This is a genomic window from Brevundimonas sp. TWP2-1 (assembly GCF_049897645.1).
Lineage (GTDB): Bacteria > Pseudomonadota > Alphaproteobacteria > Caulobacterales > Caulobacteraceae > Brevundimonas.
In genome coordinates, this window is record NZ_JAFCWR010000002.1 from 594,750 (window position 1) to 608,607 (window position 13,858).

Annotated in this window: 17 protein-coding genes and 1 pseudogene; 14 read left to right on the forward strand and 4 right to left on the reverse strand. The window is 64.1% G+C overall.

Features of this window, described 5'->3' with window-relative positions; all coding sequences use genetic code 11:
- Positions 1 to 23 precede the first annotated feature (23 nt).
- Positions 24 to 242, reverse strand: a complete 219-nt coding sequence (locus ACP7BH_RS13140; RefSeq protein WP_425985900.1) for a hypothetical protein — start codon at positions 240 to 242, stop codon at positions 24 to 26.
- 110 nt (positions 243 to 352) lie between these two features.
- Between ACP7BH_RS13140 and ACP7BH_RS13145 the strand changes: the two genes are divergently transcribed.
- From ACP7BH_RS13145 to ACP7BH_RS13160, 4 genes are all read left to right on the forward strand, one after another.
- Positions 353 to 895 (forward strand): hypothetical protein, encoded by a 543-nt coding sequence (locus ACP7BH_RS13145; RefSeq protein WP_425985902.1) that lies wholly within the window; start codon positions 353 to 355, stop codon positions 893 to 895.
- Positions 886 to 1,908, forward strand: coding sequence for a hypothetical protein (locus tag ACP7BH_RS13150; protein WP_425985904.1), 1,023 nt, complete (start codon positions 886 to 888; stop codon positions 1,906 to 1,908). The genes ACP7BH_RS13145 and ACP7BH_RS13150 overlap by 10 nt, the downstream gene beginning before the upstream one ends.
- A gap of 11 nt (positions 1,909 to 1,919) precedes the next feature.
- Positions 1,920 to 3,374, forward strand: a complete 1,455-nt coding sequence (locus tag ACP7BH_RS13155; protein ID WP_425985906.1) for a VapE domain-containing protein — start codon at positions 1,920 to 1,922, stop codon at positions 3,372 to 3,374.
- A 203-nt stretch (positions 3,375 to 3,577) separates the two neighbouring features.
- Positions 3,578 to 4,072 (forward strand): hypothetical protein, encoded by a 495-nt coding sequence (locus ACP7BH_RS13160; protein WP_425985908.1) that lies wholly within the window; start codon positions 3,578 to 3,580, stop codon positions 4,070 to 4,072.
- A 2-nt stretch (positions 4,073 to 4,074) separates the two neighbouring features.
- On the opposite strand, the gene ACP7BH_RS13165 is transcribed toward ACP7BH_RS13160, so the two are convergent.
- Positions 4,075 to 4,623, reverse strand: coding sequence for a hypothetical protein (locus ACP7BH_RS13165; protein ID WP_425985910.1), 549 nt, complete (start codon positions 4,621 to 4,623; stop codon positions 4,075 to 4,077).
- A 53-nt stretch (positions 4,624 to 4,676) separates the two neighbouring features.
- Between ACP7BH_RS13165 and ACP7BH_RS13170 the strand changes: the two genes are divergently transcribed.
- A complete protein-coding gene (locus ACP7BH_RS13170) occupies positions 4,677 to 5,084 on the forward strand; it encodes a hypothetical protein (protein WP_425985912.1) in 408 nt (135 codons plus the stop codon).
- Positions 5,081 to 5,470, forward strand: a complete 390-nt coding sequence (locus ACP7BH_RS13175) for a hypothetical protein (protein ID WP_425985915.1) — start codon at positions 5,081 to 5,083, stop codon at positions 5,468 to 5,470. Before ACP7BH_RS13170 ends, ACP7BH_RS13175 begins: the two co-directional genes overlap by 4 nt.
- Positions 5,471 to 5,474: 4 nt before the next feature.
- On the opposite strand, the gene ACP7BH_RS13180 is transcribed toward ACP7BH_RS13175, so the two are convergent.
- Positions 5,475 to 7,097 (reverse strand): recombinase family protein, encoded by a 1,623-nt coding sequence (locus ACP7BH_RS13180; protein ID WP_425987069.1) that lies wholly within the window; start codon positions 7,095 to 7,097, stop codon positions 5,475 to 5,477.
- Between the two features lie 42 nt (positions 7,098 to 7,139).
- Between ACP7BH_RS13180 and ACP7BH_RS13185 the strand changes: the two are divergent.
- The 4 genes and pseudogenes from ACP7BH_RS13185 to ACP7BH_RS13200 all read left to right on the forward strand — a co-directional run.
- Positions 7,140 to 7,550: pseudogene (locus ACP7BH_RS13185) on the forward strand (DUF72 domain-containing protein); the annotation flags it as partial.
- A gap of 77 nt (positions 7,551 to 7,627) precedes the next feature.
- A complete protein-coding gene (locus ACP7BH_RS13190) occupies positions 7,628 to 8,689 on the forward strand; it encodes an NAD(P)-dependent alcohol dehydrogenase (RefSeq protein ID WP_425985917.1) in 1,062 nt (353 codons plus the stop codon).
- A gap of 129 nt (positions 8,690 to 8,818) precedes the next feature.
- On the forward strand, positions 8,819 to 9,544 hold the full coding sequence (gene phbB / locus ACP7BH_RS13195; RefSeq protein WP_135193544.1) for an acetoacetyl-CoA reductase: 726 nt from the start codon (positions 8,819 to 8,821) through the stop codon (positions 9,542 to 9,544).
- Positions 9,545 to 9,644: 100 nt separating this feature from the next.
- On the forward strand, positions 9,645 to 10,361 hold the full coding sequence (locus ACP7BH_RS13200; protein WP_425987071.1) for a DUF4908 domain-containing protein: 717 nt from the start codon (positions 9,645 to 9,647) through the stop codon (positions 10,359 to 10,361).
- Positions 10,362 to 10,364: 3 nt separating this feature from the next.
- Here ACP7BH_RS13200 and gloB read toward each other — a convergent pair whose 3' ends face one another.
- Entirely contained in the window at positions 10,365 to 11,087 is a 723-nt protein-coding gene (gene gloB / locus ACP7BH_RS13205; RefSeq protein WP_425985919.1) for a hydroxyacylglutathione hydrolase, read from the reverse strand.
- 46 nt (positions 11,088 to 11,133) lie between these two features.
- Between gloB and ACP7BH_RS13210 the strand changes: the two genes are divergently transcribed.
- Genes ACP7BH_RS13210 through ACP7BH_RS13225 form a run of 4 tightly spaced genes read left to right on the forward strand, consistent with a single transcriptional unit; the run spans position 11,134 to position 13,831 of the window.
- Positions 11,134 to 11,874 carry a methyltransferase domain-containing protein gene (locus ACP7BH_RS13210; RefSeq protein ID WP_425985922.1) on the forward strand — a complete coding sequence of 247 codons (741 nt, stop codon included), beginning with the start codon at positions 11,134 to 11,136 and terminating at the stop codon, positions 11,872 to 11,874.
- A gap of 48 nt (positions 11,875 to 11,922) precedes the next feature.
- On the forward strand, positions 11,923 to 12,447 hold the full coding sequence (locus ACP7BH_RS13215; RefSeq protein WP_425985925.1) for a SixA phosphatase family protein: 525 nt from the start codon (positions 11,923 to 11,925) through the stop codon (positions 12,445 to 12,447).
- Complete coding sequence (locus tag ACP7BH_RS13220; RefSeq protein WP_425985927.1) at positions 12,444 to 12,788, forward strand: DUF952 domain-containing protein; 345 nt, start codon at positions 12,444 to 12,446, stop codon at positions 12,786 to 12,788. Before ACP7BH_RS13215 ends, ACP7BH_RS13220 begins: the two co-directional genes overlap by 4 nt.
- Positions 12,785 to 13,831: a quinone-dependent dihydroorotate dehydrogenase gene (locus ACP7BH_RS13225; RefSeq protein WP_425985929.1), complete on the forward strand. Its 1,047-nt coding sequence runs from the start codon at positions 12,785 to 12,787 to the stop codon at positions 13,829 to 13,831. The genes ACP7BH_RS13220 and ACP7BH_RS13225 overlap by 4 nt, the downstream gene beginning before the upstream one ends.
- The last annotated feature ends 27 nt before the right edge of the window (positions 13,832 to 13,858 follow it).

Genomic DNA, 13,858 nt, shown 5'->3' on the forward strand with positions numbered 1-13,858 from the left:
TCTGGGACTTGGAACCACAAGATTCAGTCCAACTCCCCGCTGTATGTTGTTCCCTTCAACCTTTTTCCTTCTTTTTCAATTCTTACCCCAAGAAGTCCAAGAAAGAAGAAAAAGGGTAGTGGTGATAATGATTTACCGATTTTCGATCCCCAAGATGAAGTCCCAGATTTCTTGCTGATCTTGGGGTAATTGCGAAGTGCACCGGCATGGACGCCGATTAATAATGACGGCGGATCGAACATCGGAGATAAATACAGAACAACCTGATCTCGGCGGGGACTAAACGCTGCGTCAGGGCCGATCTCAAGCGCGATAAATATCGAGCCGGGTATATTGCCGGTTTCGGTAGTCGTTGCTGCAAGGCCCTTGCGAGTTAGTCCCTCGCAGGGGCCTTTTTATTGGACTACCCATGTTTCAACTCAATCCCGCGCTGAATATCCAGCGTCTCAACGAACTGGCCGTCAGCCAACCCGCTCTTCTCACCGAACTCGGAATCCTCAAGCCGGAACCCACGGCCGACGATCTGATCAAGTTCCCGCCGCCGGTGACCGGCTTCACCCTCCGCAAGATCATGACCGGCCAAGCCTCGATCTTCGAGAATGGGTCGCTTCGTCTGGAGTTCTGGACGACCCCGCAATTCGATTTCAACGTCAAGGAATGGGCGCGAAGCGTCGTTCTTGACGACCAAGGCAAGGCCGAGGTCGATGGGATCACGGTGAGCGTGGTGGACGGCGTTTGCACGCTCCAGCACGGAACCGACAGGCTCCAACTTCCCCCGTTCGCGAAAACCTACGCCAACGACCGGTTGATGGCCAAAAGCGTCCTCGGCAACGCTCGTTTCAGCAATCGCCCCGGCCGTCAGAAATGGGTCACCGGGCCGATGGTGTGGCTGTGATCGTCGCGTTCTTCGAAAACACTTGGTCCAAGGACGCCCAGATCGTCCCCACGACCTTCGCTGAACTGGCCGAGACCCTTCGCTTCGGCTCCAGCCTGACCATGCCCCGCACGGACAAGGAAAAGGTCATGTGCGTGGTCCCGGCCGCGTTCGATCCTCCCCAACGGCTCAAGGCCAATGTCACCGCCCGCTATGCCTTCACTGGCGACGTGGATGGCGACACGGATTTCGTCCTGACCTTCGAGGAAATGGTCGCGGTTCTCCGGTCCAAGAACCTCGCCTTCATCGTCCACACGACCACCAAGTCCACGGTTCACCAGAACCGTTATCGGGTGATCATCCCCTACGCCCGTCCCCTGACGGTCGCCGAGAGCGAGGCCGCATCCTCCAGCATCCACCAGATGTTGGGCGAGGTGTTCGACACCAAGACCTTCGACGCGGGCCGTCTGTCGATTTTCCCGCAAGCGTGGACCGGCGCCCCGCCGAACGCCTTGGCGTGGGATGAAGCGGACACCCACCACGCTTTCGCGGTGAACGTGGACGGCGCCTCGCTCGATGCTGACCAGATCATGGCGGACTATCCGCCAGTGATCCGGGCCGAGGTCGAGAACAAGGCTTCGGTGGCCGAGGTGGAAGCCTTCATCGAAAGCCGCCCGATCAGGACTAACGTGGATTTCGTCACCCTGACCGATCTGGACGCTTCACCGATCATCCGCCCGGAGTTCGTGGAAGCGTTCCTGACCAGCGCGCCGGGAGGACGGTTCTTCCGCTTCCTCAACCGGGTGGCTGGCCGAGCCTTGGCCAAAGACTACCCCATCGACGCCCACGCTCTGGTGGCCATCGGAAAGGCGATGGACGCCCGCGCCGGGGTCCGTGGCCGAACCGGGATCGTCCGCGAAGCGCAACGCGCGCTCGCCTTCGCCATCCGGCAACACCAGACCCGTCCCGCTGCTGACGACCAACACAACGCACGACTTGAGAAAGAAATGGCCCGGCTTGCCCGCCGCGCTTGAGACCCACCCCTATGTTTGAGACCCTGACTGACAAATACGCGCAAGAGCGCGAGACCTTCGTCCTGAACCCCATCGAAATGGCCGAACTGACGCTGGCCGCAAAAGACAGCCGACACGTCCACCCGGCCGTGTGGGCGAAGTTCAAGGCCGTCCTGACGAAACACTCCGGCTGGAAAGCCACGGCGGTCGCGGCTGAGTTCCGCGAATGCCGCATCACGTCCGATCTCGATGGGGTCTACCCCTATTCGGTCGAAGAGTTCGTCCCGGCCTTCCTCAAGAGCCGTGGCTACTCGATGAATTTCGGCGGCGAGTTCGGCAACGAGAGCGACGCGGCTTTCATCATGAACAAGATGAACCAATGGTCTCATGAGATCGTCGGCGGGCGCCCGGTCTATCCCGAGAGCCTGATCCGTGGAGCCTTCGCCAATTGGCAAGCGATGGAGCGCACCCGCATGATGCGCGCCAGCTACGCCCGCGTGATGTTCGACCCTTCGGCCGACAAGACCGAACTGGCTCGTTTCGCCGATTTCATCACGATCAAGACCGGCGACGATGAAGCTGACCGCCGGAATGCCCGTGCGGCCGAAGTCGCGCTGGCCAACTTCATCTTCCGAGTGAAGAACCACATGCGCGGTGTGTGGAAGCACGGCGTCCACATGATGCCGATCCTCTACGGACCCCAAGGCTCCGGCAAATCGACGGCGGTGGACAAGTTCTTGTCGCCCCTGACCGATCTGTCTTCGAAGGTCGGCTTCGACATCTTCGAACACGACGGCAAGATGTATGCGCTTTCGACCACCCCGATCATGTTCTTCGATGAACTGGCTGGCGTGACCAAGGCCGAGGTCGAAAGGATCAAGGACATCATGCTGGCCGACCGCCGGGAGCTTCGGAAGCTCTATGCGGACCCGGCGACGCGAACCCTGATCACCACCTTCATCGGATGCTCCAACCGCGACGTGTCCACCATGATCAAGGACGAAACCGGCAACCGCCGTTTCCTCCAGATCGACACGCCGGTCAGGCTCAACCTCACCACGATCAAGGGCTTCGACGCTCTGGCCATGTGGCGTTCGGTCGATGAAGACGGCGACGCTCCGCTCTACGCCAACGCGGCCGATCTGGCTGACGTTCAGAGCCTCCAGAGCGAACAACGCCACCTCTCCAGCGTGGAGGTGTGGATGGAGGAAGACGTGTCGATCCCGAAGGAAGCGCAAGCGGCCAGCGATCTCTTCGACGCGAGTTTCATCCCGTGGCTCTCGCGCATGTATCCCGGCCAAGAGCGTTTCGAGAACCTGACCAAGTTCGGGCGCGAACTGAACCGGCTGATCCGCGCCAACCACCCGCGCTTGAGCGTCAAGAACGGGACATCGAAGAAGCTCTACTCGATCATCCCAACCGACCCGGAGAGCTACGTTCGCCGTCGTGAAGTCGTCCAGTTGGTGACCGTGAAGGGAGCCGCGTGATGACCGGTCTCCCTCCACCGTTGAAAGATATCGTCGCCGGAATCGGGGGATGGTAGATTGAGGGCGTCGGGGAGTTTTTGATCTTTCGACCCGACACTCACTGAACTGCTCACGTTTAAGGAAGGCCCGACCGGTTCGCCCGGCGGGCCTTTTCTCATTCTTGGATCACGGTCATAAGCGTCGCCATAACAACCGGTGATCATATGCCCGACGCAGTTGCGACCAGTGCCATTGTCCGCGCTCTGGAGAAGTTCTTTGCCGCCTACCTTCGCATTTTCTCGGCCATGTTCGGGATCAAGATCGAACCAGTCATCACGCTTCTGGACGATCTAAAGAAAAGCGGCGCCAATCCCGACCACACGCTGATCAAGTTGGACGAAGCCAAAGAAGCTATGAGTTCGGCTCTGGTCGCGTTGAGCGCGGTTCGGACGGAAGCGGAGATGCGCGTTGTCGAACTTGAGGAAGCACGAACGGCCCTGAACGCCGTCCTCGCCAGCAAGGCCGAGAGCGAAGAGAAGCTTCGGGAGATTCAGAAGATCGCCAACGCTGACTTAGCGACGTTCAGAAAAATGGCGGGAGTCACCAGCCCGGTCGTCGCGTTTTTCAGCGGCGTGTTCGCCTCTATCGTCGCCGCTGTCCTCGGTTGGGGTGCGGTCAAGCTCTGGAACATCGTAGCGGCGGCCATTGCCGCCGGTTAGCCCTACCGGTCTCGACCAGCGAGCGCGCTGGTGCATTCCGCCCACTGGTTGGCTTGTTCATCGGTGAGGGTCACGGGGAAGGTCGTAGGCATGGAACCGCCTTCCATCGTGTAGGCGATATCCAGCCGACCTTCGTAGGACATGCGGGTCATCGCGTTCATCGTCTCTTCGCCGGTGAAATCGTAGACGAAGAGCCGGAAGTTTGGGTCTTCCGCTTCGATGTTCGCCTGTTGCTCCGATAGGTTCGTCTTGTAGCCGTTCACGACGTAGGCGTTCGCGGGCGGGCGCCAGCCACCGTTCTCGACAGCCAGAACGCCGAGCTTCATTCCGATGAAGACGCGGCTCTGATCTGGCCAGTTATAGAAGGTGAAGCTGCCCGACACGGCGACCGGCTGGCCTCGGAAATAGGCCGTGTCCACAACGTAGGCGTCGAAGCTGGCCTCACAGGCGAAGTGAACGCCGTCCCTGAACTTCGGGCTGACGACAACGGTCTCGGTTTGAGCTTGAGACTGGAGCGAGAGGATCGCGAGGGCGGTGGCGAGGATGGTCATAACGCCGATCTGTAGATCAACCGAGGCGGGTTGTCGCCGGGCCTAAATATCCGGTGACGCCCCCTGACTGGATTTTCCCGCCCCTCTTCGATGACGATCAACTGACGCTCTACGTCGGATTCATCTACGTCATCACCAACACCGCCACCGGCCGGTTCTACGTCGGGAAGAAGAACCTCATGGCCAAGCGCGGGAAGAAGATCGTCCCGTCGAACTGGCGCAAATATTGGGGATCGTCCGAAGCCCTCTTGCTGGACATCAAGGCTCACGGCCACGGCCAGTTCAAGCGCGAGATCGTGGCGTTCTGTCTGACCAAAGGCTCGCTGACCTACGCCGAGGTCGAAGAGCAAATCCGCCGGGACGTTCTCGGCGCGAGGCTCGCTGACGGCTCCCCGGCCAGCTACAACCGCAACATCGCCGGGAAGTATTGGCCGACCGTCATTGGAGGGATCGTCCGATGATCAGCCGATGGTTTGCCAAGTGGACCAAGCGTCTGATCTCGGCCCTGACATGTTTCCTCCAGAACCCGCTTCGGGCCGTCGCGGCGGCTGGCCTCGGTTTCGGGGTTTTGTTCGTGATCCTGACCGCGATCCTCACCGCGACCATGTTCGTGAAGACGGCGCCGCTGGCCGGGACGGTCGCCCCGTTGCTCCACAACGTGATCCTCGGCGTCCTCGCCCTGATCGGGATCATCGCCCTGACCTTCCTCGGCTATCGGAACGTCAGCGCATCCTTCGCCGGAGCCACGGTCACCGTCTCGGCGGAAGACGTGAAAGACGCCCGTGGGAGCGCGCTGGACGACCTTGAGAAGGTGGCCGAGGCTCTGACGCCCGACGACCCTTCCTGACGCCCTACGCCGCGTCCAGAGCCGGGATTTCGCCGATGATTTCGGTAAGGCTCGCGCCGGTGATCGGCTGACCCTCTTCGAGGAAAGCGGGGAATGTGATCAGGTCTTCTTCGACGTATCGGAACTTGTCCCCTTGACCGAGGAAGATTCCACCCTTGGCGGTCGGGATGATCCAGTCGAACACGTCGGTAAGGTGCGAGTTGGCTTTTGCCCGCGCCCGGTAGAGTTCGTCGCCGGTCAGGTCTTTCATCGTCCGCATCCACTGGACGGCTTGCATCATGGCTTCGCTACGGTTGACGTGGCTGACGGCCCGTTCGTCCTTCTGGAGTTCGGAAATCGAACGGTCGATCTCGACCATTTCCAGTTCGCGTTCCCGAAGCCGCCCGGCGACTGCGCTCGATCCAAGTTCAAGCTGATCGACCAGAGCCGCGATCCGGCGTTCAACCTCGGCCTTACGATCCACTAAGGCGACCATTTCGACACGCGCTGACGACGGTTGTTCGTTGTCGGCTTGAGCGTTGATCAAAAACCACTCCAGAGCCGCTTCAATAGGCGCGGCTTTGTATCGAGTTTTGTTCTCGCAACGGTGGTTTCGGCTGGACGCATAGCAGCGGAAGAACCGCGCGGTCGGTGAATTGGGCGCGTTGCCGAGGACCAGCGTCCCGCCACAGACCTCGCACCGCCCAAGGCCAAGGATCAGATTCGGGAAAGCTTTCCCACGCCGACCGCTGCCACCGCCGCGCTTATTGCGGCGATGGATGATCCCTTGGACTTTCTCGAAGAGTTCGGGCGAAATGACTTCGGGATAGTAGCCGGGAATGTCCTCGCCATCATGTTGGCGGACGGCTCTCTCACCAGCGGTCTTCGACCAGAAGGTCGGCTGATAGAAACCCATCACTGATCGGCTTTTGAGGATCGTCAAAACGAAACCGGGATGCCATCCGTCAGAGCCTTTGACGAACGGCTCCACACCATCGGCGTTCAGGCGCGCGGCGATGGCCGTTCCACCAAGACCGTCGATGGCCTCTTGGAAGATGCGCCGAATGATCTTGGCGCGATCCTCGATCAGATCGAACCGCTTGGTGGTCTCGTTGAACTCGGTCCACGACGGACCTCGGCGGGAGAGGATTTCACCGTTCTCACGAGCGCGGCGTTTCTTGTCCGCCCAAGCGGCGGCGAGTTTCCTCCCACGGGCCTTGTTCTCTTCATGGGCGCGGCTCATGACGATGATGGCGCGCATCAAATCCATGGCGTCAGATTTGTCGTCGTAGACATAGCCATCAGTCAGGGTGACAACCTTGATCCCGGCCAGCGTGATCGAGGTCAACAAGTTCACCGCGACCGTTTCGTTCTCGCGAGATAGGCGGTCGAAACTTTCGACAAGGAAGTAGGAACCGCGTTCGATTTGGCCGTTCTGAACCCTCGCGAGGAACGAAGAGAGCGCGCCCTTGACCCGGTGTTCGCCCTTGAAGGCCGAGACGCCGAGGTCGCGAGCGGACGTGTCCAACTCAATCTCTGGCCGTTCCGCCGCCCACTCCATCGCCGCCTTAAGCTGACGCCGAAGGGAGTCCCCTTCGGCTTGGGCGGCCGACGAAAAGCGAAGATAACTGTAAGCCTTGACCGTCATGACCACGTTGTAGCTCCGACCTTGTGAATCGAACGCTACCTTATGGGCACGAAGAAGTTCGATCCCGACGACTTCCAAGGCTTCCTGAAGCTTCTGCCCAAGGAAAAAGATGGGGTGCGGCTGCGCCATGCGCTGGAGGTTCGCAACCCGACCTTCGCCACGGAACAGTTCTATGACCTGGCCCGCCAATACGGTGCGGCCATCGTCTATGCGGTCGATGACGAGGAGCTGACCTGGCCCCAGATCGACGAGGCGACCGCCGACTTTGCCTACGCCCGGCTGATGTCCAGCCGCGAGGACGAGCCGACCGGGATGACGGCGGCCGAGCTGGACGCGGTGGCGGAGCAGGCCAGGGCGTGGGCGAAACGCGGCGAGGTGTTCGCCTATTTCATCTCGGGCGCGAAGGTGCGGAACCCGGCGGCCGCCCAAGCGCTGATCGGCAAGCTGAAATAGCGGTCCGTACGCTTGCGGACCTGCGCCCGCCGCCTCATCTGAGGCCGGCTCACTGCAAAGCCTGAAGGACTTCCCCAATGCCGATCGCCACACGCGCCTTCGCCGCGACCGCCGCAGACAAGCCGCTGACGCCCTATAGTTTCGACCGACGCGATCCCGGCCCCGACGACGTGCTGATCGACATCAAATACTGCGGCGTCTGCCACTCGGACCTGCATGCCGCGCGCAGTGAAAGCGGCCGTTCGACCTACCCGCTGGTGCCGGGTCATGAGATCGCCGGCCTGGTCAAGGCGGTGGGCGCCAACGTCACCCGTTTCAAGGAGGGCGACCGCGTCGGCGTCGGTTGCATGGTCGACAGCTGTCGCGAATGCGCCTCGTGCCAGGAAGGCGTCGAGCAATATTGCGTCCCCGGCTTCACCGGCACCTATGGCGGCCAGGACAAGAAGGGCGGCACGAACGAGACCATCACCCAGGGCGGCTATTCCGACCATATCACGGTCGATCAGCATTTCGTTCTGTCCATCCCCGACAGCCTGGCGCTGGATGTCGCCGCGCCTCTGCTGTGCGCCGGCATCACCACCTATTCGCCGCTGAAGGAATGGGGCGTCGGATCGGGCTCGAAGGTGGCGGTGATCGGCCTGGGCGGCCTGGGTCACATGGCGGTCAAACTGGCGGCGGCCATGGGGGCGGAGGTCACCGTCCTGTCCACCTCGGACCGCAAGAAGGCGGACGCCGAGCGGATGGGCGCCAAACACTTCCTGATCAACTCCGACAAGGACGCGATGAAGGCGGCGGCCGAAAAGTTCGACCTGATCATCAACACCGTCTCGGCCACGCACGAGATCGCCAGCCACGTCCAGCTTCTGGCGCGCGACGGCACCATGATCATGCTGGGTCTGACGACAGAGGGCCTGCCGGTCTTCGCCCTGCCGCTGCTGTGGCGTCGTCGCCGCATCGCCGGCTCGCTGATCGGCGGCATCAGGGAAACGCAGGAAATGCTCGACTTCTGCGCCGAGCACGGCATCGCCTGCGACATCGAGACCATCGCCCCGGACCAGATCAACGAGGCCTATGAGCGGATGCTGAAGTCCGACGTGCGCTATCGCTTCGTCATCGACATGGAAAAGCTGGCCGCCTGATCGCGTTCTGCGCGACGGAAGCATGAAACTTCCGTCGCGTCAGATTCACGCCTTGCGCCTGCCGCTTCCGACGTTAATCCTGAGACCCGACAAGGCCTTCCAAGGGCCGGCATAGGGACAGGAGACGATATGACGCGCGTAGCTTTCGTGACGGGCGGGACCCGCGGCATCGGCAAGGCCATCGTTCAACGCCTCTCGGAAGACGGCTTCAAGGTCGCCGCCGGCTATTCCGGCAATGACGAGGCGGCCCAGGCCACGGCCAAGGCGCTGGGCGTCATGGTGGTGAAGGGCAACGTCGGCAGCTTCGACGACTGCGCCCGCGCGGTGAAGGATGTCGAGACCGAGCTGGGTCCGATCGACATCCTGGTCAACAACGCCGGCATCACCCGCGACGGCTTCTTCCACAAGATGAGCCACGACCAGTGGTCCGACGTAATCCGCGTCAACATGGACAGCGTGTTCAACATGACGCGCCAGGTCATCAACGGAATGCGCGAACGGGGCCACGGCCGCATCGTCAACATCTCCTCGATCAACGGTCAGAAGGGCCAGATCGGCCAGACCAACTATTCCGCCGCCAAGGCCGGGATGATCGGCTTCACCAAGGCGCTGGCGCTGGAGAATGCGCGCAAGGGCGTGACCGTGAACTGCATCGCGCCCGGCTATATCGACACCGAAATGGTCGGCGCCATGGACCCCAAGGTGCTGGAAGGCATCATCAGCCACATCCCCGTCGGCCGCCTGGGCAAGGGCGAGGAGATCGCCGACATGGTGTCCTGGCTGGTGGGCGAGCGTGCCGGATATGTCACAGGCTGCACACTCTCGTTGAACGGCGGTCAATACCTGGTCGGTTGAGCCGGTCTTCGCCCAAAATCCGCCGCGCGCGGGTTTCATCAAAACAGTCATGAACTTGTTGGGATCGGTCACGGCGAAAAAATCGCCACGCGTGACTGTGATGGCCGTCGCCGCCATCGCAGTCATCGGCGTGAGCATCGTCGCGCCTGTGGTCATCCCGTCCGAAAGCCACGCCCAGTCGCGTCGCACGGTCCCGCCGACCGCCCGTTACGTCAGCAGCAACGGCCAGGGTTTCATTCTGGACACCTCGGGGTCGCGGCCGCTGATGCGGCTGGAGCGTTCGACCGAGGTCTGGGTGCTGCGTCCCACGCCGGCGCCGCGCGGCGACATCATCTATCGCAACGACAATGGCGATCAGGTGCTGCGCGTCACGCCCGACGGCGGCGTGACCCTCTATACGACCACCGCGCCGCAAGGCTCGCCCGCCTCGCGCGTCGGCGACGCCCAGGGCCTGGCCAGCGCGGCCATGACCGGCGCCCAACTGGTCGATTATTTCATGCGCCAGAGCTACCGCGCCAGCCAGGCGATGGGGCGGTTGATCGTGATCGACGTGGACATCCAGCCCGGCTCGGAACAGGTCGCCGCCGACGCCGTCTCGGCCGCCAGCGACGCCATCGTCCGCATGGCGCGGTCCTCCAACCTGCGCTCTCAGGTCGAGCGTGTGCGCCGTGTCGTCGTGTCCGATCAGGGGCGTCCGTCGGTCACCCTGGTCCAGGGCACGTTGCGGATCGTCATCGACGCCGACGCCGGCATCGCCGGTCGCCCGTCCTCCGCCCGGATCGTGCGGGTCGTGGGCGGCGAAGCCCTGAACCGTTAAGACCTAGAAGGCGTCCTTGCCCGCCCGGCGCGCGGCGAACTGATCCGCATCCGTCGCGGTCATGAACGGATTGAACCGTTTCTCAATCCCAATCGTGGTCGGCACGGTCGGCTCGCCCCGGTCGCGCGCCGCAAAGATCGCGTCGGCATGGGCGGCGGTCTCGGGCCGGTCGTCCAGGCTCAGGGTGAAGCGGGCGTTCGACGCCGTATATTCGTGCGCGCACCAGATCACCGTCTGATCGGGCCAGGCCTTCAGGCTCTGCAGGCTGGCGAACATCTGTTCGGGCGTGCCTTCGAACAACCGCCCGCAGCCCAGGGCGAAAAGGGTGTCGCCGGTGAAGGCCAGCTCATCCGCCGGTGCGTGGAACACGACATGGCCCAGCGTGTGGCCCGGCGTCGCCGTGACCTCGAACCGCGTCTCGCCCACCATCACCACATCGCCGTCCGCGACCACGCGGTCCAGCGGCGCGACCTTTCGCACCTCCTCCGGCCCCACGATCTCGCACCCCGTCTCGGCCTTCAGCCGTTCATTGCCCTCGGTGTGATCGGGGTGCCAGTGGGTGTTCAGGATCAGGTCCAGCCGTCCCCAGCCCAGGCCCTGCAGCTCTTCCAATATCCGCGCCGCATCCGGCGTATCGACCGCCGCGACCACGCCCGTCGCGGCGTCGCGGATCAGGAAACCGTAGTTGTCGCTGCGGCAGGGGAACAGATGAACATCCAGGGTCATGCGGCCATCCTAGCAGCAGGGCCGCCGACAGGCCTATAGTGCGTCCATGCGGCGCAGCATCGACGAGCTTCGAACCTTCTACGGCGAGCCGACCGGGGCGCTTGCGCGACGGCTGGTGGCGCGACGCCTGGACGACGCCTGGGGCGAGGCGGCCGATTGCGACGTGCTGGGCATCGGCTATGCGACGCCGTGGCTGGACGCCTTCGTCGGCGCCCGGCGCGTGGTCGCGGCCATGCCGGGCGGGCAAGGCGTCGAACACTGGCCGACCGTTGGGCGCAATCGCACCCTGCTGGTGGACGACCGCCGCCTGCCCTTCCCGGCCGGATCGTTCGACCGCATCCTGCTGGTCCATGCGCTGGAGGAGGCCGACGATCCCGCCGCCCTGCTGCTGGAGGCTGTGCGGGCGCTGTCCCCGACCGGGCGGATCATCCTGGCGGCGGCGGCGCGCGGCGGCCTGTGGGCGCGGGCCGACAACACCCCCTTCGGTCATGGCCGACCCTTCACCCGGCGTCAGCTGGAACGGCTGGTGCGCGACGTGGGGCTGGAGCCGATGGCCTGGTCCCAGACGCTGTATGCGCCGCCCTGGGCGCCGATGCTGAGGTTGGCCGACGGGTTCGAACAGGTGGGCCGCCACGTCTTTCCCGGAACCGCCGGCCTGATCCTGCTGGAGGCCTCGCGCCAGAACTATGCCCGCATCCGGCCCAGCGGCCATGCCCAGCGCGTCGCCGCCCCGGTCCTGACGCCCCAACCGGCGACCCTGTCGTCGCGACGAAAGCCGCACAGCTGACGCGGAGTTGACCCCCGCGCCATCTGGTCGGCGAGGCGAAACCGCCTTATGGCGAAGATCATGCACCGACTGATCCTGATGCGGCACGCCCAGGCCGAAACCTCCGCCCCGTCCGGCGGCGGCGACGAAGCCCGCCCCCTGTCCGCCGCCGGCCGCGCCGAGGCCCTGCTGATGGGCCGCGCCCTGGCCGAGCGGGGGCTGAAGCCGGACCTGGCCCTGGTCTCCGGCGCGGTGCGCACCCGTCAGACCTGGGAGCAGATGCACGACGCCTTCGGCGATGTCGAAGTGCGCGACGAAACCGCCCTGTACAACGCCCCCTCCGACGTGATCCGCCGCTTCGTCGAAAACAGCGAGGACGAGGCCGGCTGCCTGCTGATCTTGGCCCACAATCCGGGCGTCCATGTGCTGGCGGCCGAATATCTGATCGAAAGCGCCGCCTCGCCGGCCGTGGTGGACAAGCTGTCGGGCGGTTTCCCGACCGGCGCGGCCGCCCTGTTCACCGTCGATGTCGCGGGCCGCTGCACCTACGAAGGCTTCCTGACGCCGCGTGCGCTCGGTGCGCCGTCCGCATGAAACACATCGCCTACAAGATCGTCGACGCCGCCGAATGGCGCGCGGCCGTCGCCGAGGGTCGCTATGACGGGGCGCCGGTCGATATAGCCGACGGCTACATCCACATGTCGACCGAGGCGCAGCTGGCCGAAACCGCCCGTCGCCATTTCGCCGGGCGCAGCGACCTGCTGTTGCTGACGGTGGACCTGAGCCGTTTCGGCGACGACCTGGTGTGGGAGCCGTCGCGCGGCGGCGACCTGTTCCCTCACCTTTATGCCCCCCTGCCCGTCGCTGCCGTCATGGCGTCGCGCACCTTCTCGGTCACGGCCGACGGCGAGATGGCGTTCGAGGACGACAAATGAGCCTCACAGATATGGGCGCCGCCCTGCTGCGACGGCTCGACCCGGAACAGGCGCACCAGCTGGCGATCAAGGGTTTGGCGCTCGCCCCCCTGCCTTCACCGCCAGCCGACGATCCGATCCTGCATACGCGTCTGGCGGGTCTGGACCTGCCCAATCCGGTCGGTCTGGCGGCGGGTCTGGACAAGAACGGCGAGGCTCTGCGCGGCCTGTCGCGGCTGGGCTTCGGCTTCGTTGAATGCGGCTCGGTTACCCCGCGCGCCCAGGCCGGCAATCCCAAGCCCCGCCTGTTCCGCCTCAGCGAGGACCGGGCCATCATCAACCGGATGGGGTTCAACAACGCCGGACTGGACGCCTTCGCCGCGCGGCTGGACCACCGCCCCTCGGGCGTGGTCGTCGGCGCCAATCTGGGGGCCAACAAGGACACCGAGGACAAGGCGGCGGACTATGTTGCGGGCCTGGAGCGACTGGCCGGTCGCGCCGCCTATTTCACCGTCAACATCTCGTCGCCCAATACGCCCGGCCTGCGCGCGCTTCAGGGCCGCGAGCAGCTGGACGACCTGCTGGGCCGCATCGACGCCGCCCGACCCGCCACAGGCCCCGACCGCGTGCCCGTCTTCCTGAAGATCGCGCCCGACCTGATCGCCGACGAGATCGGCATGATCGTCGAGGCCTCGCTGGCGCACCGGATCGACGGCCTGATCGTGTCCAACACCACCTTGGAACGGCCCGACACCCTGCGCTCGCCCGACGCGCACGAGACGGGCGGGCTGTCCGGCGCGCCCATCCGTCCGTTCGCGGAAAAGGCCCTGATCGCGGCGGCCGAGGCAGCGGCCGGCCGCCTGCCCCTGATCGCGGTCGGCGGCATCGACAGCGGGGCCGAGGCCTATGCCCGCATCCGCCTGGGGGCCACGGCGGTCCAGATCTATTCCGCCCTGATCTACGAGGGGCCGGGCCTTGTCGCCCGCATCAAGCGCGACCTGGCCGCCCGTCTGCGCGCCGACGGCTTTTCCACAGCAGCGGAGGCGGTCGGCGCGGCCCGTTGACAGAGCGTTAGGCTCGATCGGCGTAAT

Bases quoted from the DNA above. Each gene is read 5' to 3' on its own strand.
- ACP7BH_RS13215 (WP_425985925.1), top strand. From the start codon at position 11,923: ATGGCGAAGATCATGCACCGACTGATCCTGATGCGGCACGCCCAGGCC.
- phbB (WP_135193544.1), top strand. From the start codon at position 8,819: ATGACGCGCGTAGCTTTCGTGACGGGCGGGACCCGCGGCATCGGCAAG.
- ACP7BH_RS13190 (WP_425985917.1), top strand. From the start codon at position 7,628: ATGCCGATCGCCACACGCGCCTTCGCCGCGACCGCCGCAGACAAGCCG.
- ACP7BH_RS13200 (WP_425987071.1), top strand. From the start codon at position 9,645: ATGGCCGTCGCCGCCATCGCAGTCATCGGCGTGAGCATCGTCGCGCCT.
- ACP7BH_RS13175 (WP_425985915.1), top strand. From the start codon at position 5,081: ATGATCAGCCGATGGTTTGCCAAGTGGACCAAGCGTCTGATCTCGGCC.
- ACP7BH_RS13140 (WP_425985900.1), bottom strand. From the start codon at position 242: ATGTTCGATCCGCCGTCATTATTAATCGGCGTCCATGCCGGTGCACTT.
- ACP7BH_RS13220 (WP_425985927.1), top strand. From the start codon at position 12,444: ATGAAACACATCGCCTACAAGATCGTCGACGCCGCCGAATGGCGCGCG.
- ACP7BH_RS13160 (WP_425985908.1), top strand. From the start codon at position 3,578: ATGCCCGACGCAGTTGCGACCAGTGCCATTGTCCGCGCTCTGGAGAAG.
- ACP7BH_RS13180 (WP_425987069.1), bottom strand. From the start codon at position 7,097: ATGACGGTCAAGGCTTACAGTTATCTTCGCTTTTCGTCGGCCGCCCAA.
- ACP7BH_RS13210 (WP_425985922.1), top strand. From the start codon at position 11,134: ATGCGGCGCAGCATCGACGAGCTTCGAACCTTCTACGGCGAGCCGACC.
- ACP7BH_RS13165 (WP_425985910.1), bottom strand. From the start codon at position 4,623: ATGACCATCCTCGCCACCGCCCTCGCGATCCTCTCGCTCCAGTCTCAA.
- gloB (WP_425985919.1), bottom strand. From the start codon at position 11,087: ATGACCCTGGATGTTCATCTGTTCCCCTGCCGCAGCGACAACTACGGT.
- ACP7BH_RS13225 (WP_425985929.1), top strand. From the start codon at position 12,785: ATGAGCCTCACAGATATGGGCGCCGCCCTGCTGCGACGGCTCGACCCG.
- ACP7BH_RS13155 (WP_425985906.1), top strand. From the start codon at position 1,920: ATGTTTGAGACCCTGACTGACAAATACGCGCAAGAGCGCGAGACCTTC.